General features: G+C 69.4%; 14 protein-coding genes. 11 read left to right on the plus strand and 3 right to left on the minus strand.

Annotation, left to right across the window (positions count from 1 at the left end):
• The first annotated feature begins 103 nt into the window (after positions 1 to 103).
• From smc to ligA, 6 genes are read left to right on the plus strand one after another with little or no spacing between them, the layout of a single operon-like run.
• Positions 104 to 3,619, plus strand: a complete 3,516-nt coding sequence (smc, locus tag ACE3SG_RS09870; RefSeq protein WP_374564601.1) for a chromosome segregation protein SMC — start codon at positions 104 to 106, stop codon at positions 3,617 to 3,619.
• The gene (locus ACE3SG_RS09875; RefSeq protein ID WP_374564603.1) at positions 3,616 to 4,650 is read left to right on the plus strand and encodes a cell division protein ZipA C-terminal FtsZ-binding domain-containing protein; all 1,035 of its coding nucleotides are present in this window, start codon (positions 3,616 to 3,618) and stop codon (positions 4,648 to 4,650) included. Before smc ends, ACE3SG_RS09875 begins: the two co-directional genes overlap by 4 nt.
• Before the next feature lie 34 nt (positions 4,651 to 4,684).
• Positions 4,685 to 6,010, plus strand: coding sequence for a hemolysin family protein (locus ACE3SG_RS09880; protein WP_374564604.1), 1,326 nt, complete (start codon positions 4,685 to 4,687; stop codon positions 6,008 to 6,010).
• Entirely contained in the window at positions 5,997 to 7,220 is a 1,224-nt protein-coding gene (locus ACE3SG_RS09885) for a GGDEF domain-containing protein (RefSeq protein ID WP_374564606.1), read from the plus strand. Before ACE3SG_RS09880 ends, ACE3SG_RS09885 begins: the two co-directional genes overlap by 14 nt.
• 2 nt (positions 7,221 to 7,222) lie before the next feature.
• The gene (locus ACE3SG_RS09890) at positions 7,223 to 8,107 is read left to right on the plus strand and encodes an amidohydrolase family protein (RefSeq protein ID WP_374564607.1); all 885 of its coding nucleotides are present in this window, start codon (positions 7,223 to 7,225) and stop codon (positions 8,105 to 8,107) included.
• A gap of 33 nt (positions 8,108 to 8,140) precedes the next feature.
• Positions 8,141 to 10,195 (plus strand): NAD-dependent DNA ligase LigA, encoded by a 2,055-nt coding sequence (ligA, locus tag ACE3SG_RS09895; RefSeq protein WP_374564609.1) that lies wholly within the window; start codon positions 8,141 to 8,143, stop codon positions 10,193 to 10,195.
• Between the two features lie 16 nt (positions 10,196 to 10,211).
• Here ligA and ACE3SG_RS09900 read toward each other — a convergent pair whose 3' ends face one another.
• The 3 genes from ACE3SG_RS09900 to ACE3SG_RS09910 are packed head-to-tail and all read right to left on the minus strand — an operon-like array spanning position 10,212 to position 12,558.
• Positions 10,212 to 10,799: a YdeI family protein gene (locus tag ACE3SG_RS09900; protein WP_374564611.1), complete on the minus strand. Its 588-nt coding sequence runs from the start codon at positions 10,797 to 10,799 to the stop codon at positions 10,212 to 10,214.
• A gap of 2 nt (positions 10,800 to 10,801) precedes the next feature.
• On the minus strand, positions 10,802 to 11,362 hold the full coding sequence (locus ACE3SG_RS09905) for a DUF1697 domain-containing protein (RefSeq protein ID WP_374564613.1): 561 nt from the start codon (positions 11,360 to 11,362) through the stop codon (positions 10,802 to 10,804).
• Positions 11,359 to 12,558 carry a tetratricopeptide repeat protein gene (locus ACE3SG_RS09910; protein ID WP_374564615.1) on the minus strand — a complete coding sequence of 400 codons (1,200 nt, stop codon included), beginning with the start codon at positions 12,556 to 12,558 and terminating at the stop codon, positions 11,359 to 11,361. Before ACE3SG_RS09910 ends, ACE3SG_RS09905 begins: the two co-directional genes overlap by 4 nt.
• A gap of 364 nt (positions 12,559 to 12,922) precedes the next feature.
• On the opposite strand from ACE3SG_RS09910, the gene def reads away from it, so the two are divergent.
• The 5 genes from def to dnaE all read left to right on the plus strand — a co-directional run bounded on the left by def (position 12,923) and on the right by dnaE (position 24,110).
• Positions 12,923 to 13,474 carry a peptide deformylase gene (def, locus tag ACE3SG_RS09915; protein ID WP_374564617.1) on the plus strand — a complete coding sequence of 184 codons (552 nt, stop codon included), beginning with the start codon at positions 12,923 to 12,925 and terminating at the stop codon, positions 13,472 to 13,474.
• A 92-nt stretch (positions 13,475 to 13,566) separates the two neighbouring features.
• A complete protein-coding gene (locus ACE3SG_RS09920) occupies positions 13,567 to 15,648 on the plus strand; it encodes a DUF6600 domain-containing protein (RefSeq protein ID WP_374564619.1) in 2,082 nt (693 codons plus the stop codon).
• A gap of 218 nt (positions 15,649 to 15,866) precedes the next feature.
• Complete coding sequence (locus ACE3SG_RS09925) at positions 15,867 to 18,686, plus strand: zinc-dependent metalloprotease (RefSeq protein ID WP_374564621.1); 2,820 nt, start codon at positions 15,867 to 15,869, stop codon at positions 18,684 to 18,686.
• A gap of 206 nt (positions 18,687 to 18,892) precedes the next feature.
• Positions 18,893 to 20,476 (plus strand): kelch repeat-containing protein, encoded by a 1,584-nt coding sequence (locus ACE3SG_RS09930; protein WP_374564623.1) that lies wholly within the window; start codon positions 18,893 to 18,895, stop codon positions 20,474 to 20,476.
• A gap of 91 nt (positions 20,477 to 20,567) precedes the next feature.
• Positions 20,568 to 24,110: a DNA polymerase III subunit alpha gene (dnaE, locus tag ACE3SG_RS09935; RefSeq protein ID WP_374564625.1), complete on the plus strand. Its 3,543-nt coding sequence runs from the start codon at positions 20,568 to 20,570 to the stop codon at positions 24,108 to 24,110.
• Positions 24,111 to 24,204 lie beyond the last annotated feature (94 nt).

A 24,204-nucleotide genomic window follows, 5' to 3' on the forward strand; every position in this document is an offset into this window, starting at 1 on the left:
CTTTCGAGGCCTGGTTCTGGCCAAAATCCACTGATAAATCAATGACTTAGGGCGATGGCTCGGCGGCTCCAGGCCGACCCTTCGCCCCGCTCCGTTCCCCTTCATGCGGCTCAACCAGATCAAGCTGTCCGGCTTCAAGTCCTTCGCCGAGCCGACCACCTTCCAGCTGCCCGGCCAGCGGGTCGGCGTGGTTGGCCCCAACGGCTGCGGCAAGTCCAACATCATGGACGCGGTGCGCTGGGTGCTGGGCGAGTCGAAGGCCAGCGAGTTGCGTGGCGAGTCCATGCAGGACGTGATCTTCAACGGCTCGGGCAACCGCAAGCCGGCCAGCCGCGCGAGCGTCGAGCTGGTGTTCAGCAACGAAGACGGCCGCGCCGGCGGCTCGTGGAACCAGTACAGCGAGATCGCCGTCAAGCGCGTGCTGACGCGCGACGGCACCTCGAGCTACTTCATCAACAACCAGCCGGTGCGCCGCCGCGACGTGCAGGACGTGTTCCTCGGCACCGGCCTAGGGCCCCGCGCCTACGCCATCATCGGCCAGGGCACGATCAGCCGGATCATCGAATCCAAGCCCGAGGAACTGCGCCTGTTCCTCGAAGAAGCCGCGGGTGTCTCCAAATACAAAGAGCGCCGCCGCGAGACCGAGAACCGGCTGAAGGACACGCGCGAGAACCTGACCCGCGTCGACGACATCCTGCGCGAGCTGAACGCCAACCTCGACAAGCTCGAACGCCAGGCCGAGATCGCGTCGCAGTACCGCGGCCTGCAAGAGCAGGGCACGCTGAAGCTGCACCAGCTGTGGTTCTTGAAGCATCGCGACGCGACCACCGAGGAAGAGCGCGTCAAGCTGGCCTCGCTCGAAGCCACCAACGCGCTCGAAGCGCGTCTGGCCGAGCTGCGCCACGTCGAGGCCGAATTGGAGACCGTGCGCCAGGCGCACTACGCCGCGTCCGACGCGCTGCATGCCAAGCAGGGTGACCTCGCGCAGGCCCAGCTCGAGGTCAGCCGCCTCGAAGAACGCATCCGCTACGTGGTCGAAGGCCGCCAGCGCGCCGAGGCCCGCCTGGCCGACCTGCAGGCGCAGAACGCGCAGTGGGCGGCGCGCGAATCCGACGCGAAGGCCGAGCTGGAGACCATTGCCGAGCAGATCGCCGCCGCCGAAGAGCAGGCCGAGATCCTGGCCGCGCAGGCCGAAGAGCAGTCGATGTCGACGCCCAACTTCGAAGACGGCGTGCGGGCCGCGCAGGCCAAGGCCAACGAGCAGCGCACCCAGGTCACCCAGGTGCAGCAGCAGATCCAGGTGCTGGCCGCCGAAAGCCGCAACATCGACGAACAGACCCGCACGCTGCGCACCCGCCGCGAGCGCCTTGCCGCCGAGCGCCAGGGCCTGGCCGCGCCCGACATGGACCGCCTGGCGCAGCTGAAAGAAGACAGCGAAGCCGCCGATGCCGCGCGCGACGAGGCCGATGCCCGCCTGCACGAGCTGAGCGAAGAAGTGCCGCTGCTCGACGAGCAGCGCCGCAGCCAGCACGACACCGTCAACCGCGAGTCGGCCAAGCAGTCCGACATCACCGCCCGGCTCGAAGCGCTGCGCGCGCTGCAAGAGAAGGTGCAGACCGAGGGCAAGCTCAAGCCCTGGCTGGCCAAGCACGGGCTCGATGGCCTGCAAGGCCTGTGGACCAAGATCCACATCGAGCAAGGCTGGGAGGTGGCGCTCGAATCGGCGCTGCGCGAACGGCTGAATGCCCTCTCGGTCGGCCGGCTCGACATCGTGCGTGCCTTCGCCGCCGATGCGCCGCCTGCCAAGCTGGCGTTCTATTCGCTGCCGCAAGCGGCGATCGCCAACACCCACCAGACGCTGTCGCGCCTGTCCGACCTGCTGCTGCTCAACGACGCCGGCATGAAGGCGCTGCTGAACGACTGGCTCGAGGGCGTCTACACCGCGCCGAGCCTTGACGAAGCGCTCGCCCAGCGCGGCCAGCTGACGCACGGCGAGGTGATCATGACCCGCGAGGGTCATGCGGTGTCGCAGTTCGCGGTGGCGTTCTATGCGCCCGACTCCGAGCAGGCCGGCATGCTGGCCCGCGCGCAGGAGATCGAGAACCTCGAGCGCCAGAGCCGCGCCCAGGCGCTGATCGCCGACGAGGCGCGCACCGCGCTGGTCCGCCACGAAGCCGCCTACACCGAGGCCTCGCAGCGGCTGGTGGTAGCCCGCCGCGAAGCCGGCGAGACGCAGACCCGCGCCCACCAACTGCACGTGGAGCTGCTTCGCCTGAGCCAGCAGGCCGAAGCCGCCAGCACGCGCCGCAGCCAACTCGAAGACGAGCTGGCCGAAGTCGATGGCCAGATGGAAGAGCTGTCCGAGCGCCGCGCCACCGGCGAGGCCCGCTTCGAAGAGCTCGACATGCAGCTGGCCAACACGCAAGAGCGCCACGCCGAGCTGGAGGAAGCGGTGATCCAGGCCGAGCGGCGCCTGAACGACGCCCGCGAACAGCTGCGCTCGCTCGAGCGCCAGGCGCAAGAGGCGCAGTTCCAGGCCCGCGCGCTGGGCGCTCGCCGCGGCGAGCTGCAGCGCGCCATCGAAACAGCGGCCAGCCAGGTGCAGGCCAATGCCCAGGCCGGCGAGCAACTGCAGCTCGAACTCGGCAGCTTCAACGACCAGGCGGCGCAGGCCGGCCTGCAAGATGCGCTGGCGATCAAGCTCGAAAAGGAAGAGGCGCTGGCCGCCACGCGCAGCGAGTACGACGACCTGTCGGCCAAGCTGCGCGCCGCCGACGAGCAGCGCCTGCAGTTCGAGCGCAGCCTCGACCCGCTGCGCGAACGCATCACCAAGCTGCAGCTCGAAACCCAGGCCGCGCAGCTGGGCGGCGCGCAGTACATGGAGCAGCTGACCGCCGCCGAGGTCAACCTCGAGGCGCTGGCGCAGTCGATCGCCGACGGCAACGTCAAGCTCTGGGGCCTGCAAGGCGAGATCGACCGAATCAACCGCGACATCGCCGCGCTGGGCGCCGTCAACCTGGCCGCGCTGGACGAGCTGACCGCGGCGCGCGAGCGCAAGACCTTCCTCGATGCGCAGAACGCCGACCTGAACGACGCGATCAAGACGCTGGAAGACGCGATCCACAAGATCGACCTGGAGACGCGCGACCTGCTGATGACCACCTTCAACCAGGTCAACGAGGGTTTCGGCCGCATGTTCCCCAGCCTGTTCGGCGGTGGCCAGGCCAAGCTCATCATGACTGGCGACGAGATCCTCGATGCCGGCGTGCAGGTGATGGCGCAGCCGCCGGGCAAGAAGAACTCGACCATCCACCTGCTGTCGGGCGGCGAGAAGGCGCTGACCGCGATCGCGCTGGTGTTCGCGATCTTCCTGCTGAACCCGGCGCCGTTCTGCCTGCTCGATGAAGTGGACGCACCGCTGGATGACGCCAACACCGAGCGTTATGCCAAGCTGGTCAGCGAGATGTCCAAGGGCACGCAGTTCCTGTTCATCTCACACAACAAGATCGCGATGGAAATGGCCGAACAGTTGATCGGCGTGACGATGCAGGAGCAGGGCGTGTCGCGCATCGTGGCGGTTGACATGGAAGCGGCCGTCGGCATGGTGGAGGCGGCATGACGTTGACCGTGGCGCTGGCCATGCTGGCCGGCCTGGTGCTGATGGCCGTGGTGGTGCATGGGGCGTGGACGGCGCGACGCGAGCAGCCCCGCTTGCCGCAGATGGCGCCCGGCGTCGAGGCGGCGCCCCGCATGGAGCCGACGCTGGCCGGGCAGCACGAACCCGATCTGGGCGAATCACGCCCCTTGCCGACCGTCATGCCGCGCCGCCAGGCCCGCGTCGACGCGCTGATCGATGCGATCGCCACCATCATGCCCGAGGCGCCGATCACCGGCGAGCTTGCGCTGCAGCACCTGCCCGGCAGCCGCCGCGCCGGCACCAAGCCGTTTCACATCGAAGGCCTGAACGCCGAGACCGGTGATTGGGAACTGCCTCGCGCTGGCCAGCGCTATGGCGAATTTCAGGCCGGGCTGCAGATGGCCAACCGCCACGGTGCCGTCAACGAGATCGAGTACTCCGAGTTCGTACAGAAGGTCGAGGCCTTTGCCGAGGCCTTGAGCGCCGCAGTCGACTTCCCCGACATGCTGGACGCGGTGGCCCGCGCCCGCGAGCTCGATTCGTTCGCGAGCCAGCACGACGCGCAGCTGACGGCGATCCTGCGGGCCAACTCGATCGCCTGGTCGGTCGGCTACATCCAGCAAGCCGCCGGCCGCCACGGCTTCGTGCCCGGCTCGGTGCCGGGCCGGCTGGTGCTGCCGGGGGCCGAGGAGGGCGCACCGCCGGTGCTGATCCTGGCGTTCGACCCGCAGGTGGCGCTGTCCGAAGACCCGGGCCATGCCGCCTTGCGTGAACTCAGCCTGAGCCTGGACGTGCCGCAGACGCTGGAATCGGCCGAGCCGTTCGCCGCCTGGCAGCACTGCGCGCGCCGCCTGGCCGACGACCTGGACGCGACCTTGGTCGACGACCAGGCCAACCCGATCACGCTGCACGCCTTTGCCGCCATCGGGCACGAGCTGGACCGCCTGTACCGCGCGCTCGAATCGCGTGACCTGGCCGCCGGCAGCCCGGCCGCGCGACGCCTGTTCAGCTGACCGTCAAACCGCGCGCAGGCCGTATGCTGACGGCATGGCCACCGACCTGTTGCTCATTGCGCTGCTGATCGCCGGCGCCGCCTTCTTCTCGGCCGCCGAGATCTCGATGGCCGCCGCGCGCCGCCTGCAGCTGCGCCGGCTGGCCGACGACGGAGACAGCCGTGCCGCGCGGGTGATTGCCGTGCAAGAGGCGCCCGGCCATTACTTCACCGTGGTCCAGATCGGGCTCAACATGGTCGCCATCCTCGGCGGCATCGTCGGTGAGGGGGCGCTGACGCCGCACTATGCCGCGCTGCTGGGCCTGGTGCTCGAACCCGAGCGCGCGCAGGCGGCGGGCTTCGCGCTGTCGTTCCTGACGATCACGTCGCTGTTCATCGTGCTGGCCGACCTGGTGCCGCGGCGCCTGGGCATGAACGAGCCCGAGCAGCTGGCGATGCGCACGGTGGGCGTGATGAGCAGCCTCACCACTTTGCTCAAGCCGCTGGTCTGGGTTTTCAACGGGCTGTCCGATGGCTTGTCGCGCCTGCTCGGCCTGCCGCTCAAGCGCGACGACCGGGTGACCCACCACGACATCCTGGCGCTCACGGCGGCCGGCACGCTGGCCGGCGCCGTGGCGAGCGAAGAGCAGCAGGTGATCGAGAACGTGTTCGAGCTGGACACCCGCACCGTCGAGACGGCGATGACCACCCGCGAGCGGGTCGTCTACCTGTCGATGGACGACGACGACACCTTGCTGCGCAACCGCGTGGCCGAGTCGCCGCATTCGACCTACCTGGTCTGCGGCGAGGGCATCGACGAGATCCTGGGCTACATCGACGCGACCGACCTGTTCCAGCGCGTGCTGCTGGGGCAACCGATGAGCCTGGGGGCCTGCGCCGACTCAGGCCTGGTGAAGAAGGTGCTGATCGTGCCTGACCGGCTGACGCTGGCCGAGATGCTGACGCAGTTCCGCCAGGCGCATGAAGACTTCGCCGTCATCGTCAACGAGTACAGCCTGGTCGTCGGCGTCATCACGCTGAACGACGTGATGAGCACGGTGATGGGGGCCATGGTCGTGCCGCACGACGAAGAGCAGATCATCCGGCGCGACGATGGCAGCTTTCTTGCCGATGGCAGTACGCCAGTGCCAGATTTACAGCGCGCGCTGGCGATCGACGATTGGCCGCAGCCGGGCCAATACGACACGCTGGCGGGGTTTCTGATGGTGATGTTGCGGCGAATCCCCAAGCGCACCGACCATGTCGTCTGGCAAGGCTGGCGATTCGAGGTGATGGACGTGGACCGATACCGAGTGGACCAGGTGATGATTGCGCGGCAGGCCCCCGCGGCCGGGCCCGCCGGCACCCATGAATCGGCCTGACGACAAAGGCATCGAAACCGCGCTGGCGCAGCGGGACGCGGCTGCGCCCAACACCCCGCCGCAGGTGGCTACGAGCGCCCCACGCCCGAACCCGCCAGAGGGCTGGGGCGACCGCATTTCGCGCTGGGTCTTCACGGCCGACGTGCACCAGCGTATCCGCCTGGGTCAGGCGGCGTTGGCGAATGCATTGATGCTCGGCTGCGTGATGCTGCTGCACACCGGCGCCGACCGCCACAGCCTCGAACACCGCTGGATCTGGCCGTGGACCGCGGCGGCGCTGGGCGGCATGGTGGCCGTGTTCGTGTTGATTCGCAGCGGCATCAGCCGGCGCTGGAGCGACCCGTCGCTCGCGATGTTCCAGATGCTGTACGCCACGGCCTGCGCCGCCGGCGGCTATGTGCTGGCCGGCCCGGTGCGCAGCGCCGCGTTGCCGATCGTGGCGGTCGTGCTGATGTTCGGCATGTTCGGGCTGTCGGTGCGGCAGGTCATCGGCGTGGCGATCTACACGTCGATGCTGTTCGGCGCCGCGTCGCTTTACTGGGCCCGCCGCGACCAGGGCGTGCCCGGGGTGGGCACGGTCGAAGAAGTCAACTTCGGCATGCTGCTGCTGATGCTGATGGGCGTGTGCATCCTGACCGCGCGACTGGGCGGCATGCGTGAGCGAAGCAAACGGCAGAAGGCCGCGCTCGAAGCCGCGCTGGAGCAGAACCGCCTGCTGGCCACGCAGGACGCGCTGACCGGCTGCCTGAACCGCCGCGCGATGACCGAGCGGCTGGGCCAGGCGATGGCGCTGGCAGCACGCTTCGGCACCCCGTGCAGCGTGATCATGATCGACCTCGACCACTTCAAGCACGTCAACGACGCCTATGGCCACGCAGCTGGCGACGAGGTGCTGCGCACCGTGGCCGACCTGGCCCGCGAGCAGCTGCGCGACGTGGACGCACTGGGCCGCTGGGGCGGCGAGGAGTTTCTGGTCCTGCTGCCGGCTACCTCGGCGTCGGACGCGATCGTCTGTGCCGAGCGGCTGCAGAAGAAGCTGGCAGCGGTGCGCTTCCCGAACATCGCGGCGGATCTGCACCTGAGCTTCTCGGCCGGCGTGGCCGCGATCGGTCGCAACGATGGGGTGGCCACGCTGATCGACCGCGCCGACCGCGCGATGTACCAGGCCAAGCAGTCGGGGCGGGCGAGGGTCGTGCCGGCGTCGGAGTAGAGATGGGCCAGCCTCGTCGAGCCTTGGTCGGCGCCGTCATCACGATGGCCCTGCTGGCCGTGCCGGTGATCGCCGCAGAGCCGGCGCCGTATGCCGGCCCCTTGTTCGACGCCCACCTGCACTACAACGTCGAGGCCGCGCAAGGGCCGTACCCGATCGCCGACGTGGTTAGGCGCATGAGCCGCGCCGGTGTGCGCGCCGTGGTCGCCAACAGCCGGCCGAACGACGGCACCAAGGTGCTCGCGGCGAGCCCGCTGACCCAGGCGGCGGGTGTGACCGTCGTGCCGTTCGTGCGCCTTTACCGCAACCGGGACGACTACACCACCTGGTTCCGCGACCGCAGCATCGAGGCGATGGTCGAGGCAGAGCTGGCGGCGGGCACCGCGGCCGGCCCGTACCGCGGTCTCGGTGAGTTTCACCTCTACGACAGCGCCAACGCCAATGGCCCCGTGGCCCGCAGCCTCATGCAACTGGCCGAGCGCCGGCGGTTGGTGGTGCTGGCCCATGTCGACGATGCAGCGATCGAACTGCTCTTCGCCCATGCGCCGGACGCGCGCATCATCTGGGCGCACACCGGCATTGGCGGCGTGCCGGTGGCGCGGGTGCGCGAGCTGCTGACGGCGCACCCGACCTTGATGGGCGAGTTGTCCTACCGCCCGGGCCTGACCGACTCGGGTGGCCAGCTGTCGGCCGAGTGGAAAGCCGTGTTGACGCGGTTTCCCGACCGTTTCGTGGTCGGCTCCGACACCTGGATCAACGAGCGCTGGGATTCGTACGAGCGGCTGATGGCCGATGCCCGGCGCTGGCTGGGCGGCCTGGACGCCGACAGCGCGCGACGCATCGCCTGGGGCAATGCGGCCTCGATGTTTGGGGTGTCGTCGCCATGAAAGCGTGCCGCCGGGCTGCGTAAACTGCGCCGCATGCCCGAACCCGCCGACTTGAAAAGCACCCAGCGCGCCGCTGAACTGCGCGCCCAGCTGAACCACCACGCCCACCTCTACTACGTGCTCGATGCGCCGGAGCTGCCGGATGCCGAGTACGACAAGCTGTTCCAGGAGCTGGAGGCGATCGAGGCGGCGCACCCCGAGCTGCGCACGCCCGACTCGCCCACCCAGCGCGTGATCGGCCAGGTGTTGCCGCACCTGGTGCCGGTGAAGCACACGGTGCCGATGCTCAGCATCCGCACCGAGACCGACACCACCGCCGGCGGCGCCGAGGCCTTCGACGCCCGCGTGCGGCGCGAGCTGGGCCTGGCCGAGGGCGATGCACCGGTCGAGTACGCCGCCGAGCTGAAGTTCGATGGCCTGGCGATCAACCTGCGCTACGAAGACGGTGTGCTGGTGCAGGCCGCCACGCGCGGCGACGGCGAGACCGGCGAAGACGTGACCCACAACATCCGCACGATCGGCCAGATCCCGCTGCGCCTGATCGGCCAGGCGCCGCCGGTGCTGGAGGTGCGCGGCGAGGTCTACATGCGGCGCGACGACTTCGAGCGCCTGAACGAGCGCCAGCGCGAGAAGGGCGGCAAGACCTTCATCAACCCGCGCAACACCGCGGCCGGCGCGGTGCGCCAGCTCGACACCCGCTCGCTGGCCGACAAGAAGCTCAGCTTCTTCGCCTACGGCCTGGGCGACACCCAGGGCTGGGAGCGGCCCGCCACGCACAGCGCCACGCTCGACGCGATCGCCGCCTTCGGCCTGCCGGTGAACGCCGACCGGGCGGTGACGCAGGGCGCGGCCGGTCTGGTCGAGTTTCACCAGCGCATCGCCGACAAGCGCGACGCGCTGCCGTTCGACATCGACGGCGTCGTCTACAAGGTCAACGACCGCGAGTTGCAGCAAAAGCTCGGCTTCGTCAGCCGCGAGCCGCGCTGGGCCGTGGCGCACAAGTACCCGGCGCAAGAGCAGATGACGCGGCTGCTGGACATCGACATCCAGGTCGGCCGCACCGGCAAGCTGACGCCGGTCGCCAAGCTGGAGCCGGTGTTCGTGGGTGGCACGACGGTCAGCAACGCCACGCTGCACAACGAAGACGAAACCCGCCGCAAGGACGTGCGCATCGGCGACACGGTGATCGTGCGCCGCGCGGGCGATGTGATCCCCGAGGTGGTGGGCATCGTGGCCGACAAGCGCCCGGCCGACGTGGGCGAACCGTTCGACCTGTACAAGCGGCTGAACGGCAAGTGCCCGGTCTGCGCCAGCCCGATCGAGCGTGAAGAGGGCGGGGCCGACTGGCGTTGCACCGGCGGCATCACCTGCCCGGCGCAGCGCAAGCAGGCGCTGCTGCATTTCGCCAGCCGCCGCGCGATGGACATCGAGGGCCTGGGCGACAAGCTGGTCGACCAGCTGGTCGACGGTGGCATCGTGAAGACCGTGCCCGACCTGTACCGCCTGGGCCTGACCAACCTGATGGCACTGGAGCGCATGGGCGAGAAGAGTGCGCAGAACCTGCTGGCCGGCATCGAGAAGAGCAAGTCGACCACGCTCGGCCGCTTTCTCTTCAGCCTGGGTATTCGGCAGGTCGGCGAGACGACCGCCAAGGACCTGGCGCGCCACTTCGGCAACATCGATCGGCTGATGGACGCGCGGCTCGAAGAGCTGCTCGAGGTCAACGACGTCGGCCCGATCGTGGCCGAGAGCATCCGCCACTTCTTCGACCAGCCGCACCACCGCGAGATCGTCGAGCAGCTGCGGGCCGGCGGCGTGCACTGGCCCGACCAAGAGGGCACGGCCAACGACGCGCCGCGCCCGCTGCTGGGCAAGACGCTGGTGCTGACCGGCACCTTGCCCACGCTCAGCCGCGACGAGGCCAAGGAGATGATCGAAGCCGCCGGCGGCAAGGTCAGCGGTTCGGTGTCGAAGAAGACGACCTACGTGATCGCCGGCGAAGAGGCCGGCAGCAAGCTCGACAAGGCCCGCGAACTGGGGGTCGAGGTGCTCAACGAAGCGGGCTTGCGCGCACTGCTCGCCGGGTGACCGGCGGGGCGGCTGCCTATTTGTACTTCTCGGTGCGGCCCAGCCGCTGCCCGGCGGCCGAGTCTTCGATCAGCGTGGCCAGGCGCTTGAGCTGCGTTGCCTCTTGCTTGGCGCTGGTCACCCAGTGCACCGCGGCGCGCTTGTAGCCTGGTGGCTGCTTGTTGAAGTAGGCCCAGGCCGCGGGGTTGGCCTTCATCGCCTGTTCGTGGGCTGGCAGCAGGTGTTCGGCCCGGTCGCTGAACGAGTAGCCGCGCTGATGCTGCTCGCCGCGCGCCTCGAACACCGCCAGCCCGGCGGGCTGCATGCGGCCTTCGGCGACCAGCTCGGGCACCCGCTTCACGTTGATCTGGCTCCAGACGCTGCCCGGGCGGCGCGGCGTGAAGCGGATCGTGTAGCGCTGGTCGTCGATGCGCTTGCGCACGCCGTCGATCCAGCCGACGCACAGGGCTTCGTCGACCGACTGCGGCCAGGTCACGCTCGGCTGGCCGCTGTCGACCTTCCAGTAGCCGAGCAACAGCTCGGTGGCCGTGGCGTGGTGTTTCTTGAACCAGGCGCGCAGGGCCGCGGGCGTGGCGAAGTAGTGGGGTTCGGTCGTCGTGGCCATCGTCAGGGCTTGGCGGGTTCGAGCATTGCGCCGATCTTCAGCGCGGTGGCCCAGTTGCGGCTGGTAACCTCGTCGCGCAAGGCCTTGTCGAGCGCCATGGCCGCCTTGCTGGCCAGGATGCCCTCGGTGCACACGAGGTAGCCGGCATGCCGGCCGGTGGTGAAGAGATCGGGCGACCAGTCTTGCGCCGCCAGCTTCTCGACGCCAGCGCGGGCCGCGGCATTGCGCCACACGGCGACCACGAGCCGCGACGGGTCGCTCATCTGGTCGAGCAGCTCGTTGTCGGCCAGCAGCTCGGCCCATTGCGCGGCGTCCAGCACGGTCAGCTTGGCTTCGAAGCCGAACGTGCCGGGCAACGCCGCTTCGATGCGCTTGGCCGCGTCGGCCGCCTTGCCCTTGGGGCCGCGGAAGACGACGTTGCCGCTGTTCAGCAACGTCTTCACGTCGGTGTAGCCGAGCGATTCGACCAGTGCTTTCAGTTCGGCCATCGGCACGCGCTTGGCTTTGCCGACGTTGATGCCGCGCAGCAGGGCGACATAACTGGTGGTGGCGGAAGGCTTCATTCGGGACGGGGTGGCGGGTTGGGTGTGGGGGCGCCGAAGGCGGCGGCGTTGTCGCCGACGTGGCGGCCCGGCGGCAGCGCGCTGCCGGGCGGAAAGTCTTGTGCGCCCAGCACGCGGTAGACGCTGTCGTGCACCAGGCAGTCGTGCCGGATGCGCGGCCACACGCGCTCGGCCAGGAACACCTGGTCGGCCGAGCGGCTTTGCGTGCCGGTGCGGTAGTGAAAACCGTTCAGCAGGGCGCGCAGCGGCGGCAGCCGGCCGCGCACGCCGCCCCACAGGCCGGCCAGCATCAGGTCGGTGTGGGCCGGGTGGTCGCGCATCACGTGGAAACCGCGGCCCGATGCGAGCCAGGCCTGCACCGCAGCGGCCTCGCGGGCGTTGAGCACCGAGTCGGCGTCGCGCAGCAGAAAGTGCGTCACGTCGGGGTCGTCGAGCACGGTGAAGCGCCAGAACAAGCCATCGGCCAGGCGCGGTGGGCGCGGCATGCGGCGCAACTGCGCGCCGCTGGCCACGAGCGCCGCGCAGGTCTCGGCCGGCACGCTGTCGTCGACGTGGAAGCGGCAGGTCCAGCCGGGGTACAGGCGGGTGGCGGCGTGGGCGTTGGCGAGCGCGCCGTCCAGGTAGCGCGGCTGGGTGCCGAAGAGGCTGAACGAGATGATGTGGCGGCGGCTGTCGGTGGGGTCGAAGGCCGGCAGGGGTGGGGTGGGCGCAGTGGCCTCAGGGGGCGGGCAGGCTTCGGCGTCTTTGGCGAGCAGCGAGCGCTCGCCGCAGGCGCGTGCCATGTCGAGCCGGCCGGCGCGGCCCCAGGCGTGGGCCAGGGCGTCCAGCAGCATCGGTGGCGGGTCGGGCCGTTCGCGTTCGGCGGCTTGCAGTTCGACCAGCGCGGCATCGACCTGGTTCGCGGCCAGCAGCGCCATGCCGAGGTTCAGGGCCAGGTCGGGCCGGGCTGGGTCGAGCGAGCGGGCCCGGGTGAGCGCGGTGACGGCGCCGTGCGGGTCGCGGGCGGTGAACAAGAGTGTGGCCAGGCGGTGGCAGTCGGCGGCCTGTTCGGTCGCCGGCAGTGCTTCGGCCTGGGCGCTGTTGGCCGCCTGCACTTGCGCTGCGATCGCGTCGGCCAGCCGGCCCTGTGCCTGCGCGAGGCGGGCGCGCTCGCGCCAATGCGCGGCGGTGGGCGAGGGGGCGGGCGGGGCGGTCATCGAGTCGGCGAGGGTATCAACGCGGCGGGTGGCTGTCATGCCCGAAGGCCCGTCACATAATGCCGACCTTCCATGCACGAGAAGGTGACGAGTGTCCTGTCTCAGAAATATGCTGCATTGGACGGGCCGCAATGGGGATGATCGCGAGACGACGAGCCAGGTTGATACCTGGCGGTATCAGCCTGGCTTGGCGGCGCTGCGAGCGCCCCATTTCGGCCCGCCCGAAGGGTTCGACCAGATGGCGCGCTGGCACGCCCGGCCATCAGGGCAGATACGCTGGGTATCTGCCCAGCTGTCCGGACGCACCATCATCACCATCTGATCGAATCTCAATGCAGCATATTTCTGAGACAGGACACTAGCGATGGCGGTGCGAGAGATCCTGAAGATGGGCGACCCGCGCCTGCTGCGCCTGGCGCCGCCGGTCACGGCCTTTGGCACGCCCGAGCTGCGGGCGCTGGTGCAAGACATGTTCGACACCATGGCCGCGGCCCAGGGCGCGGGCCTCGCGGCGCCGCAGATCGGCGTCGACCTGCAATTGGTGATCTTTGGTTTCGATCGCAACGAGCGTTATCCGGACGCGCCGCCGGTGCCCAAGACCGTGCTGCTGAACCCGGTGATCACGCCGCTGCCCGAGGCTGATGGCCAGCTGGCCGAAGAAGAAGGCTGGGAAGGCTGCCTGTCGGTGCCGGGTTTGCGCGGGGTCGTGCCCCGGTTTCGGCGCATCCGCTACACCGGGGTCGACGAGTTGGGCCGCATCATCGAGCGCGAAGCCGAAGGTTTTCATGCCCGGGTGGTGCAACATGAGTGCGACCACCTGATCGGCCGGCTGTACCCGACCCGCATGCGGGACCTGACCAAGCTCGGGTTTACCAGCGTGCTGTTCCCCGATCTCGACCCGGCCAGCGACGACTGAAGCCGGTGCCAGTTACATGCCAGCAACACTGCGACGTCAGCCGGAATGCCCCGACCGGCGTTGTGGATCCGGAAGAGTCTGGAGATAGACACATGAACATCTGGAAACATCGCTTGTCCACCGCCGCTCGCGGGCTGGCGGCGGCGTTGATCGCCGGCGGGCTGGGCCTGGCCGCCATGGCAGCCCACGCCGAAGACGACCCCCCGGGGCGCGTTGGCCGCCTGGCCGACATGAAGGGCCAGGTCTGGCTGCTGGAGGCGGGCCAGGGTGAGTGGCAGGCGGCCGCGAACAACCGGCCGATCACCACCGCCGACCGCGTGGCGACCGACCGCGACGCCCGCGTCGAGCTGCAGATCGGCTCCACCATCGTCCGGCTCGACCAGGGCAGCGACCTGGAGGTCAACCGCCTGGACGACGACCGCATCGAGCTGACGCTGCACGACGGCGCCGCCGCGGTGCGGGTACGCTCGCCGGAAGTGGCGCGCGAATTGCAGATCACCACCGCCGAAGGCCGGTTCCAGCCCCGCACGGCCGGGCTGTACCGCATCGACCACGGCGAGCGCGGCAGCACCGCCGGCACCACCCAGGGCGAGCTGGATTTCGAATCCAGCGACAGCCAGCTGTCGTTGCGCCCCGGCCAGCGCGCCGAGTTGTGGCTCGACCCGAGCGACCACCGCACGCACTACAACTGGTCGACCCCGGCCAATGACGACTTCGAGCAATGGGTGCGCAGCGACGACTCGCGCGACGAGCGCTATGCCGCCCAGCGCCCCGTGTCGCCCGAAATGACCGGCGCCGACGACCTGGACCGCAACGGCCAGTGGGGCCAGCACCCCGAGTACGGTGCCATCTGGTACCCGACGACCGTGGTGGCCGGCTGGTCGCCTTACCGCTATGGCCACTGGGCCTGGGTTCGCCCCTGGGGCTGGACCTGGGTCGATGACGCCTCCTGGGGCTTCGCGCCGTTCCACTACGGCCGCTGGGTCCACTGGGGTGGCCGCTGGTGCTGGGCGCCGGGCACCTATGTACGCCGCCCGGTCTACGCGCCGGCGATGGTGGCCTGGGTGGGCGGCTCGAACCTGAGCGTGTCGGTGCACATCGGTGGTGGCCAGCCGGTGGGCTGGGTGCCGCTGGCGCCGCGTGAGCAGTACTACCCGACCTACCGTTATTCACCCACCTACATCAAGCAGGTCAACATCACCCACGTGACGGTGATCAACCAGGTTCGCCCGGCGCGGCCGGTCATGTACCGCAACACCGGGGTCGCCGGTGGCGTGACGGTGGTGTCGTCCGACGTGCTGACCCGTCGCCAGGCAGTCAATGCGGCCAACCGCCCGGCCGATGCCGACGTGGTGCGTGCGCTGCGCAACCCGCGCGGTGGCGGCGTGACCCAGGTGGCCCCGCCGACGCCGGCCAACGCTTCGTTCGCGCCGCGCCAGGTGGCCCAGCCGGGCCGCACCCAGGCGCCCCCGCCGCCGCGTGCCGCGATGGCCGCGCGTGACCTGCAGGCCGACGGCAAGGACGGTGGTGGCCGCGTGCAGGGCAACCGCCCCGACAACCGCCCGGACGGCGCTGGCAACGTGGCACCGGCCCGCCCCGGCACGCCGATGGTGACGCGCCCGCAAGCCGGCCGTGACGATGACCGCACGCCCAACGGCAACAACGGCAACGGCAATGGCCCGGCCACGGTGGGCCGCCCGTCGGCTGGCCAGCCCGACAACGCCCGCCCGCACGTGGCGCGCCCCCCGCTGAGCGGTGCGACGAACAATGCGCCGGGCGTGCAGCGCGAGCCGGGCCAGGTGATCCCGCAAGCGCGGCGCGAGAACGAGGCGCCGGGCTTCCAGCCGCAACGTGAGCAGCCGCGCGAACAGCAGCAGCCGCAGCGCCGCGAGGTGCCGGGCTTCCAGAACCAGCGCGAGCGTGAGCAACGCGAGGCGCGCGAGGGGCGCGAGGTGCCGGGCTTCCAGCAGCGCGAGCAAGTGCGCGAGGCGCCGCGCGCGGTTCAGCCGGCGCCGCAGCCGGTGCCCCGGGTGGCCCCGCGCGAAGAGCGCCAGCCCGAGCCGCGCCAGGTCGAGCGTCAAGTCGAACGCCAGCCCGAGCGTCAACCGGAGCGCCGTCGCGAGCACAAGGACGGCCAGCACGACCGTCGCGATGGAGCGAACTCGCTGAACTGAACGCACTCCAACGCTGCGGCTGCGTGCCGCAGTGGTCAACCGCACGGGGTACGGGAGTCTTCCCGCTCGGCGCGGAGCCCACGTGAGGGCACAATCGTTTCACGCCCAGCCGTCGCGGCACCGAGCAATCGGTGCCGCGACGTTCTTTCTTCGGCGCCCCGATTCAGCGTGGGGCGCCGGTCGTCGTTGCCGTCTTCTTCCGGTTTGCCTGTCACCCGATGCCCTACCTCTACGAACCGATTTCGCGTGCACGCGCCGGCTTGGCGCTGTCGTCGGGCAGCTTGCTGCTGAGCCTGGTGGCGTGTTCGACCGTGCCGCCGGGCGCCGCGTCGGCGCCCGCCCCGGCAGCGCCGGCCGAAACGGCGCCGGCCAACGCCGGGTCGTCGATCCCGGGCGCCCCGATCGCCGCACCCTCCGCGCCCAAGCCCGGGGCGGCGGCCGCCGCGCCGGCGCCCGGCTCGCCGCCGGCCTTCGCCACGGTGATCAAAGATGCCAAGCGCACCGACGGGCTGCTGGCGCTGTGGCAGAAGGACGAAAAAGTCTGGTTCGAGCTGAAGCCGGAAGACTTCAACAAGCCGATGTTCCTGTCGCCCAAGCTCTCGCATGGCATCGGCGAGCAGGCCATCTTCGGCGGCAGCATGCTGGGGCTGCAATATGGCGGCCGGCCGCAGATCGTCGAGTTCCGCCGCGTGCACAACCAGGTGATGCTGGTGGCGCGCAACGAGCGCTACATGGCGCCGGCCGGGTCGCCCGAGGCGCGCGCGGTGGCCAACGCGTTCTCCGACAGCCTGCTCGGCAGCGCACCGGTGGCCAGCCAGCCCAACGCCGACAACAAGGCCGTGCTGGTCGAGGCGAACCCGATCTTCGTGGCCGACCTGATGGGCCTGGGCATCAACCTGCAGCGCACCTACCGCCAGAACTACGGCTTCGACGCTCGCAACTCGGCCTTCACGCAGGTGCGCAGCGAGCCCGATGTCGTCACGCTCGAACTCAACCTGCACTACAGCACCGGCAGCCTGTCCAGCGCGGCGCCGGGGGCGCCCGCCGGGGCGCCGGTGCCGATCCTGCCAACCACGCTGCCTGACCCGCGCAGCATGTTCCTCGGGCTGCACTACTCGCTGGCCGCCTTGCCTGCGCAGCCGATGGTGCCGCGCCGCGCCGACCCGCGCATCGGCTACTTCACGACCTCGGTGCTGGACTTCGGCAACGACACCGTGCGCACGCCCAACCGCTTCTACGTGCGCCGCTGGCGGCTGGAGAAGAAAGACCCGGCAGCGGCCCTGTCAGAACCGGTCAAGCCCATCACCTTCTGGCTGGACCGCGACATCCCCGAGCGCTACCGCGACTCGATCACCCGCGGCGTGCTGGCCTGGAACGCGGCCTTCGAGCGCATCGGCTTCAAGAACGCACTGGTCGTGCAGCAGCAGCCCGACGACGCGAAGTTCGATACGCTGGACATGCGCTATGCATCGATCCGCTGGATGACCAACGCGGACCCGGCGTTCGGCGCGATCGGCCCGAGCCATGTCGACCCGCGCACCGGCGAGATCCTCGATGCCGACATCGGCATCGAGAGCCTGTCGTCGCGCAACCGCCGCAGCGAGCGTGCCCAGGTGCTGGCCGGCCGCCCGATGGCCGATGCATCCACGCTGCTGCAGGCCGACGGCGACGCCCGCCTGGCCGAGCTCATGCAGCATGGCGAGGCGGCCGTGCAATGCCAGCATGGGGCGATGGCCGCCGAGCAGCTGGCCTACGCGCTGGACGTGATGGACGCGCGCGGCGAGATCGACCCCGCCGGCCCCGAGGCCGATGCCTTCGTGCAGGCCTACCTGTTCGACGTGACGATGCACGAGGTGGGCCACACGCTGGGCCTGCGGCACAACTTCCGCTCGTCGCGCATCTACAGCGACAAGCAGCTGTCCGACCCCGAGTTCACCCGCAGCCACAGCCTGGCCGGCTCGGTGATGGAATACGCGCCGGTCAACCTCGGCCGCCCCGGCGCGCCGGTGCCGGCGCCGTTCCAGAGCACGCTGGGCCCCTACGACTACTGGGCGATCGAGTACGCCTACAAGCCGTTTGCCGACGGCACCCCGGCCGCCGAGCAAGACGCCGAGCTGCAGCGCATTGCGGCCCGCTCGTCCGAGCCGGAGCTGGCCTACGGCACCGACGAAGACAACCTGCTCGGCCTCGACCCCGAATCGCTGGTGTTCGACCTTGGCGACGACCCGCTGACCTTTGCCAAGAAGCGCATCGCGATTGCCCGCGATCTGTTCGAGCGCCAGGAGCGCCGGCCGCTGAAGGCCACCGAGGACTACACCGTGCTGCGCCGCGCGCTCGGCTACGCGCTGCGCGACGCGACCCGCGCCGCCGGCGTGCTGGCGCGCCAGATCGGCGGTCTGCGCACGCTGCGCGACTTCCCCGGCTCCGGCCGCGACCCGCTGCAGCCGGTGCCGGCGGCCGTCCAGCGAGAGGCGCTGGACATGCTGGCCCAGAGTTTCCTGGCGGCGGGCAGCTTCCACGTCTCGCCGTCGCTGGCGCGCAAGCTGGCGCCGGACTACCTCGAGCGCTTCAGCGGTACCGAGCCGGTGCCGACCGACTACACGATCGACGCCATCGTGCTGGACCTTCAGCGCGCCTTGCTGAACCAGCTGATGAGCGAGACGCTGGCGGCGCGGCTGCTGGACGCACAGGCCAAGGCAGATTCGCCGAAAGAAGCGTTCGGCCTGGCCGAGCTGTACGGCCGGCTCACGCGTGACATCTGGGCCGAGCTGGGGCGGCCGGGCGACATCACCGCCGCGCGTCGCGACCTGCAGCGCGAGCACCTGGCGCGCCTGGCCAACCTGCTGCTGAAGCCCTCGGCGAACAGCCGCGCCGACGCACGCAGCCTGCTGCGCGCCGAGGCCCGCGGCTTGCTCGACCGCATGGCCAACGCCAGCCGGCGCGCCGACCTGTCGCCCGAGGCCCGCGCCCACCTGGCCGACAGTGCCGAGGCGCTGCGCAGCGCGCTCACAGCGACCATCCAGCGCGCCGGGGTGTAGCGGGCGTTCGGCGGCGGCCTAACGGCCAGCTGGTGATCACCCGGCCGCATTGACAAGAATCTTCATCGAGCCGGCCGCAGCGCGCCCGGCTCCCTCGCCAGGGCCTGGCGCAGTCACGATACTCACCGCTCGTCCACCCCCGCAGCGCCGGGGGTGTTCTCTGTGATGCAGCCCTAGCCACCGCGATGGGCGCAGGAGTGAGTGTGATGATCGATTCGGCTTCGAAAAACCTTTGGGTCAGGCATGCATGTGCCGCGGCCGCCTTCCTGGCCCTGGCGCCCCTGGCGAACGCCGCCACCTGGACCCGCCTGACCCACGCGCCGTCCGGCACCGTCGAGACCATGCTGTTGCTGACCGACGGCACGGTGCTGGCGCACAGCCAGGATCTGCCCGGCAGCATCTGGCGCAAGCTGACGCCGGCGGCCAACGGCAGCTACGTCGACGGCACCTGGACCAACGTGGCGCGCATGAACACCGGCCGCGTCTACTTCGCCAGCCACGTGACGCCGGACGGCAACGTGTGGGTGCTGGGCGGTGAGTACAGCGGCCCCAACCTCGATGCCACCTGGATCAACACCGGCGAGACCTACGACACGCTGGCCAACACCTGGACCCCGTTCCCGCACCACCCCGAATCGAACTACGGCGACGTGCCGTCGATGCTGCTGAACGGCAACAAGATCCTGGCCGGTTCGCTGTCCAACCCCACGTCGTTCATCTACGACCTGAAGAAGAAGACCTGGACGTCCACCGGCAACAAGATCTACAGCGACGAAAGCAGCGACGAGGAGACCTGGGTCAAGCTGCCCGACGGCAAGGTGCTGACGCATGACCTGTTCCACAGCATCTCGGCCAACGGCTCGTACGCCGAAGCCTACGACCCGAAGACGCACAGCTGGTCCAGCCGCAGCCCGAGCGATGGTGGCGCCACCGGCAGCATCCCGGCGCTGAGCAGCCAGTTCCTGGGCTACGAAACCGGCCCGGCGCTGACCCTGCGCAGCGCCGACAGCCGCGGCAAGGTGTTCTTCATCGGCGCCACCGGCCACACGGCGATGTACGAGATCGGCACCAACAACTGGCTGGCGGGCCCCGACATCATGGGCACGCTGAATGGCAAGAAGGTCTTGTTCGGCGCCGACGACGCGCCGGCCGCCGAGCTGCCCAGCGGCCACATCATCCTGGCCGCCGACGCTGCGCCGACCAAGGGCACTTTCGAAGCGCCGACCCAGCTGTTCGACTATGACCCGGTGTCCAACACCATCAACCCCATCCAGCCGGATTTCCCGGTGACGATGAACCAGTCGGCCTACCTGACGCACATGCTGGTGCTGCCGACCGGGCAGGTGATGTTCAACTATGGCTCCAGCGATGTCTGGATCTACACGCCCGATGGCGACGCACCGAAGAAGGCCAAGCCGGTGCCGCAATCGCTGCACTACGACGGCGCGGGCAAGTTCACGCTGACGGGGCTGCGCATGAACGGCGTGTCGGCCGGCAGCGGCTACGGCGATGACGCCGAGTCGGACGAGAACTACCCGATCGTCAGCTTCACGGCCGGTGGCACCGTGCGCTATGCGCGCACCTACAACTGGGACAACACGGGCGTGCAGCTGAAGAAGCCGTCCACGGTCAAGCTGACGCTGAAGGCCGGCACGCCGGCCGGGGTGTCGAAGATCGTGGTCAGCGGTGCGGGCGTGCAATCGCTGCCGTTGTGCGTGACCCTGACGGCCGACCAGGTGGCCGGCACGGGCGCGCCGGCCGACGTGCCGATCGGCAGCTGCGCGCAGTAACACCGCAGCGAGTGCCGCTGCCCCTGCGCCCGGGAGGGCGCGGGGGTGAGCAGGGCGCGCAGCGTGGGCGAGGGGCTTCGTAGAATGCCGCATGCCGTTTGTCCACCTGCGCACCCACACCGAATTTTCAGTTGTCGACGGCACGCTGCGTGTCGACGATGCGGCCGCCGCGGCGGCCGCGGACGGCCAGGTGGCACTGGGCATCAGCGACCTGGCCAACCTCTTTGGCGCCGTCAAGTTCTACAAGGCCTGCCGGGGCAAAGGCGTCAAGCCGCTGCTGGGTGCCGACATCTGGCTCGAGCCGTCCGACGCTGGCGACAAGGCCGCCAGCCGGCTGCTGGTGCTGGTGCAGAACAGCCGCGGTTACCTGAACCTGTGTGAGCTGCTGGCCCGTGCCTGGACGCGCAATGTGCAGCGCGCGCAGGCCTGGGTCACCTGGGAGTGGCTGGCCGAATTGGGCGACGGGTTGATCGCGTTGTCTGGTGCCGAGCACGGTGCGGTGGGTATGGCGCTGCTGGCCGGTGACCGCGCACGCGCCGCGCAGGCGGCCGAGCGCCTGAGCGGGCTGTTCCCGGGGCGCTTTTACCTTGAGCTGCAACGTGCCGGCCTCGCGCAGCACGAGGCGCTGGTCCGTGCGACGGTGCCGCTGGCCGCCGAGCTGAAGCTGCCGGTGGTGGCCACGCACCCGGTGCAGTTTCTGACGCCGGAAGACTTCGAAGCGCACGAGGCGCGGGTCTGCGTGGCCGAGGGCGAGACGTTGGCCAACCCGCGCCGCATCAAGCGCTTCGGCCGCGAGCAGTATTTCAAGAGCCAGGCGCAGATGGAGGCGCTGTTCGCCGACGTGCCCTCGGCGGTGGCGAACACGCTGGCGATTGCCCAGCGCTGCAACCTGTCGCTGGTGCTGGGCAAGCCCCGGCTGCCTGACTTTCCGACGCCGATCCAGCCCGATGGCACGCCGATGCCGATCGACGCGTTCTTCCGCCAGGAGTCGTTCGAGGGGCTGGAAAAGCGGCTGGAGCTGCTGTTTCCGGATGTCGCCAAGCGTGACGCAGAACGGCCGCGTTATGTCGAACGGCTCGAGTTCGAGATCGGCACGATCCTGAAGATGGGCTTCCCGGGCTACTTCCTGATCGTGTCGGACTTCATCAAGTGGGCCAAGGCCAATGGCTGCCCGGTGGGCCCGGGCCGGGGCTCGGGCGCCGGCTCGCTGGTGGCCTATGCGCTGTCGATCACCGACCTGGACCCGCTGCAATACAACCTGCTGTTCGAGCGCTTCCTGAACCCGGAACGCGTCTCGATGCCCGACTTCGACGTCGACTTTTGCCAGGGCAACCGCGACCGGGTGATCGACTACGTCAAGGACAAGTACGGCCGCCAGGCGGTGAGCCAGATCGCGACCTTCGGCACGATGGCTGCGAAGGCGGCGCTGCGCGACATCGGCCGCGTGCTGGGCATGGGTTTCGGCCACGTCGACTCGATCGCCAAGCTGATCCCCGCGCCGCCGGGCAAGACGGTGACGCTGGCCAAGGTGCCCGAGAAACCGGACCCGGGCATCATTTACGCGCGGCAAGAAGCGCCCGAGCTCGAGCAGCGCGAGGCGGCTGAAGAAGAAGTGGCCGAGCTGTTGTCGCTGGCGGCGCGTGTCGAGGGCATGGTGCGCAACATCGGCATGCACGCCGGTGGCGTGCTGATCGCGCCGGGCAAGATCACCGACTTCTGCCCGCTGTACCAGCAGCCGGGCAGTGACTCGGCGGTTAGCCAGTACGACAAGGACGACGTCGAGGCCATCGGCCTGGTGAAGTTTGACTTCCTGGGCTTGGCGACGCTGACCATTCTGGAGTTGGCGAAAGACTTCATCGTCGCCCGCTACCCGGACAAGAAAGACTTTGCCTACGAAACGCTGCCGCTGGACGACCGGGCGGTCTACAAGCTGTTCTCCGACGGCCTGACCGAAGCGGTGTTCCAGTTTGAATCGCGCGGCATGCAGGGTATGTTGCGCGATGCCAAGCCGAGCCGGCTGGAAGACCTGATCGCGCTGAACGCGCTGTACCGGCCGGGCCCGATGGACCTGATCCCCAGCTTCGTGGCGCGCAAGCACGGGCGCGAAGAGGTCGAGTACCCGCACCCGCTGGTCGAGAAAGTGCTGTCCGAGACCTACGGGATCATGGTCTACCAGGAGCAGGTGATGCAGACCGCCCAGGTGCTGGGCGGCTACAGCCTCGGCGGCGCAGACTTGCTGCGCCGCGCGATGGGCAAGAAGAAGGCCGAGGAGATGGCCGAGCACCGCGAGATCTTCCGCAAGGGGGCCGCGGGCAACAACATCCCGAAAGAGAAGGCCGACGAGATCTTCGACCTGATGGAGAAGTTCGCGGGCTACGGCTTCAACAAGTCGCACGCCGCCGCGTACTCGCTGCTGGCGTACCACACCGGCTGGCTCAAGGTGCACTACACGGCCGAGTTCTTCGCGGCCAACATGACGATCGAACTGGGCGACACCGACAAGCTCAAGGTGCTGCTCGCCGATGCGACGAAGAACTTCAAGCTGCAGTTTGAGCCGCCCAACGTCAACAGCGGCGTCTACCGCTTCGAGCCGATGCCGGGGCCGGAGGGCCGCAAGAAGCTGCGCTACGGCCTGGGCGCGATCAAGGGCACGGGGCAGGGCGCGATCGAGGCGATCGTCGCTGCACGCGAGGCCGACGGCCCGTTCACCAGCCTGTTCAACTTCTGCGCGCGGGTCGACAAGGGCAAGTGCAACAAGCGCGTGGTCGAGGCGCTGATCAAGGCCGGTGCTTTCGACACACTGCACCCGGACCGCGCTGCCACGCTGGCCAGCGTCGGCCTGGCCTTCGACTGGGCCGAGACGCAGGCGGCAAACGCGCTGCAGAGCGGCCTGTTCGACTTCGGCGGCGAGGACGCCGCGCATGGCTCGCACACGCAGGAGCCGCCGCTGCAACCGGCCGAGCCCTGGAGCGTGCGCGAGAAGCTGAGCCTGGAAAAGACGGCGATCGGCTTCTACCTGTCGGGCCACCTGTTCGACGAGAACGAGACCGAGGTGCGGCGCTTCTGCCCGCGCCGCGTGGCTGACCTGATCGACTCGCGCGAGCCGCAGCTGCTGGCCGGCATCGTGACGGACCTGCGGGTGGTCAATGGCCAGCGCGGCCGCGTCGGCATCTTCAAGCTCGACGACTGCAGCGAGCCGATTGAAGCCGTGGTCAATGAAGAGCAACTCGATGCTAACCGCGACCTGCTGCGCGAAGACGAGCTGATCGTCGTGCAGGGCAAGGTGCAGCCCGATCGGTTCTCGGGTGGCCTGCGCTTGAACATCAACCAGGTATGGGACCTGGCCGGCGCTCGGGCACGCTTCGGGCGCTATCTGGCGGTCGAACTGAACGGCAGTGGCGCCGCGCCGGTGAGCGACCTGGTGCGGACCTTCCCCGCGCGGGTGCAGCAGGCCAGCGAAGAAGGCGCCGGCGACCTGGTGCAGGGCCTGGCCGTGCGGCTGATGGTCAAGCGACCGGGAGCAACGGCGGAGTTGGAGCTCGGCGCCGCCGGACGTTTCTGGCCCAGCGACCAGGCCTTGGCCCGGTGGCGCCAACTCGCGCACGAGGGCAAGGCGGCGATCGTCTACGGATAAGCCCCGATCGAGCAGTGGTAATAGTTGGTTTCTTGGGCTTTATCAGCCAACCGAAAAGCCGACCAGCGCGTTGCAATGTGAACTTGTGTTGCGC

It is taken from the genome of Ideonella sp. (assembly GCF_041914305.1).
Lineage (GTDB): Bacteria > Pseudomonadota > Gammaproteobacteria > Burkholderiales > Burkholderiaceae_C > Ideonella.

Coding starts and splice junctions, on each gene's coding strand:
- ACE3SG_RS09905 (WP_374564613.1), bottom strand. CDS start 11,362: ATGAAGCCTTCCGCCACCACCAGTTATGTCGCCCTGCTGCGCGGCATC.
- ACE3SG_RS09900 (WP_374564611.1), bottom strand. CDS start 10,799: ATGGCCACGACGACCGAACCCCACTACTTCGCCACGCCCGCGGCCCTG.
- ACE3SG_RS09920 (WP_374564619.1), top strand. CDS start 13,567: ATGAACATCTGGAAACATCGCTTGTCCACCGCCGCTCGCGGGCTGGCG.
- ACE3SG_RS09890 (WP_374564607.1), top strand. CDS start 7,223: ATGGGCCAGCCTCGTCGAGCCTTGGTCGGCGCCGTCATCACGATGGCC.
- ACE3SG_RS09910 (WP_374564615.1), bottom strand. CDS start 12,558: ATGACCGCCCCGCCCGCCCCCTCGCCCACCGCCGCGCATTGGCGCGAG.
- dnaE (WP_374564625.1), top strand. CDS start 20,568: ATGCCGTTTGTCCACCTGCGCACCCACACCGAATTTTCAGTTGTCGAC.
- ACE3SG_RS09875 (WP_374564603.1), top strand. CDS start 3,616: ATGACGTTGACCGTGGCGCTGGCCATGCTGGCCGGCCTGGTGCTGATG.
- ACE3SG_RS09885 (WP_374564606.1), top strand. CDS start 5,997: ATGAATCGGCCTGACGACAAAGGCATCGAAACCGCGCTGGCGCAGCGG.
- ACE3SG_RS09925 (WP_374564621.1), top strand. CDS start 15,867: ATGCCCTACCTCTACGAACCGATTTCGCGTGCACGCGCCGGCTTGGCG.
- ligA (WP_374564609.1), top strand. CDS start 8,141: ATGCCCGAACCCGCCGACTTGAAAAGCACCCAGCGCGCCGCTGAACTG.
- ACE3SG_RS09880 (WP_374564604.1), top strand. CDS start 4,685: ATGGCCACCGACCTGTTGCTCATTGCGCTGCTGATCGCCGGCGCCGCC.
- def (WP_374564617.1), top strand. CDS start 12,923: ATGGCGGTGCGAGAGATCCTGAAGATGGGCGACCCGCGCCTGCTGCGC.
- ACE3SG_RS09930 (WP_374564623.1), top strand. CDS start 18,893: ATGATCGATTCGGCTTCGAAAAACCTTTGGGTCAGGCATGCATGTGCC.
- smc (WP_374564601.1), top strand. CDS start 104: ATGCGGCTCAACCAGATCAAGCTGTCCGGCTTCAAGTCCTTCGCCGAG.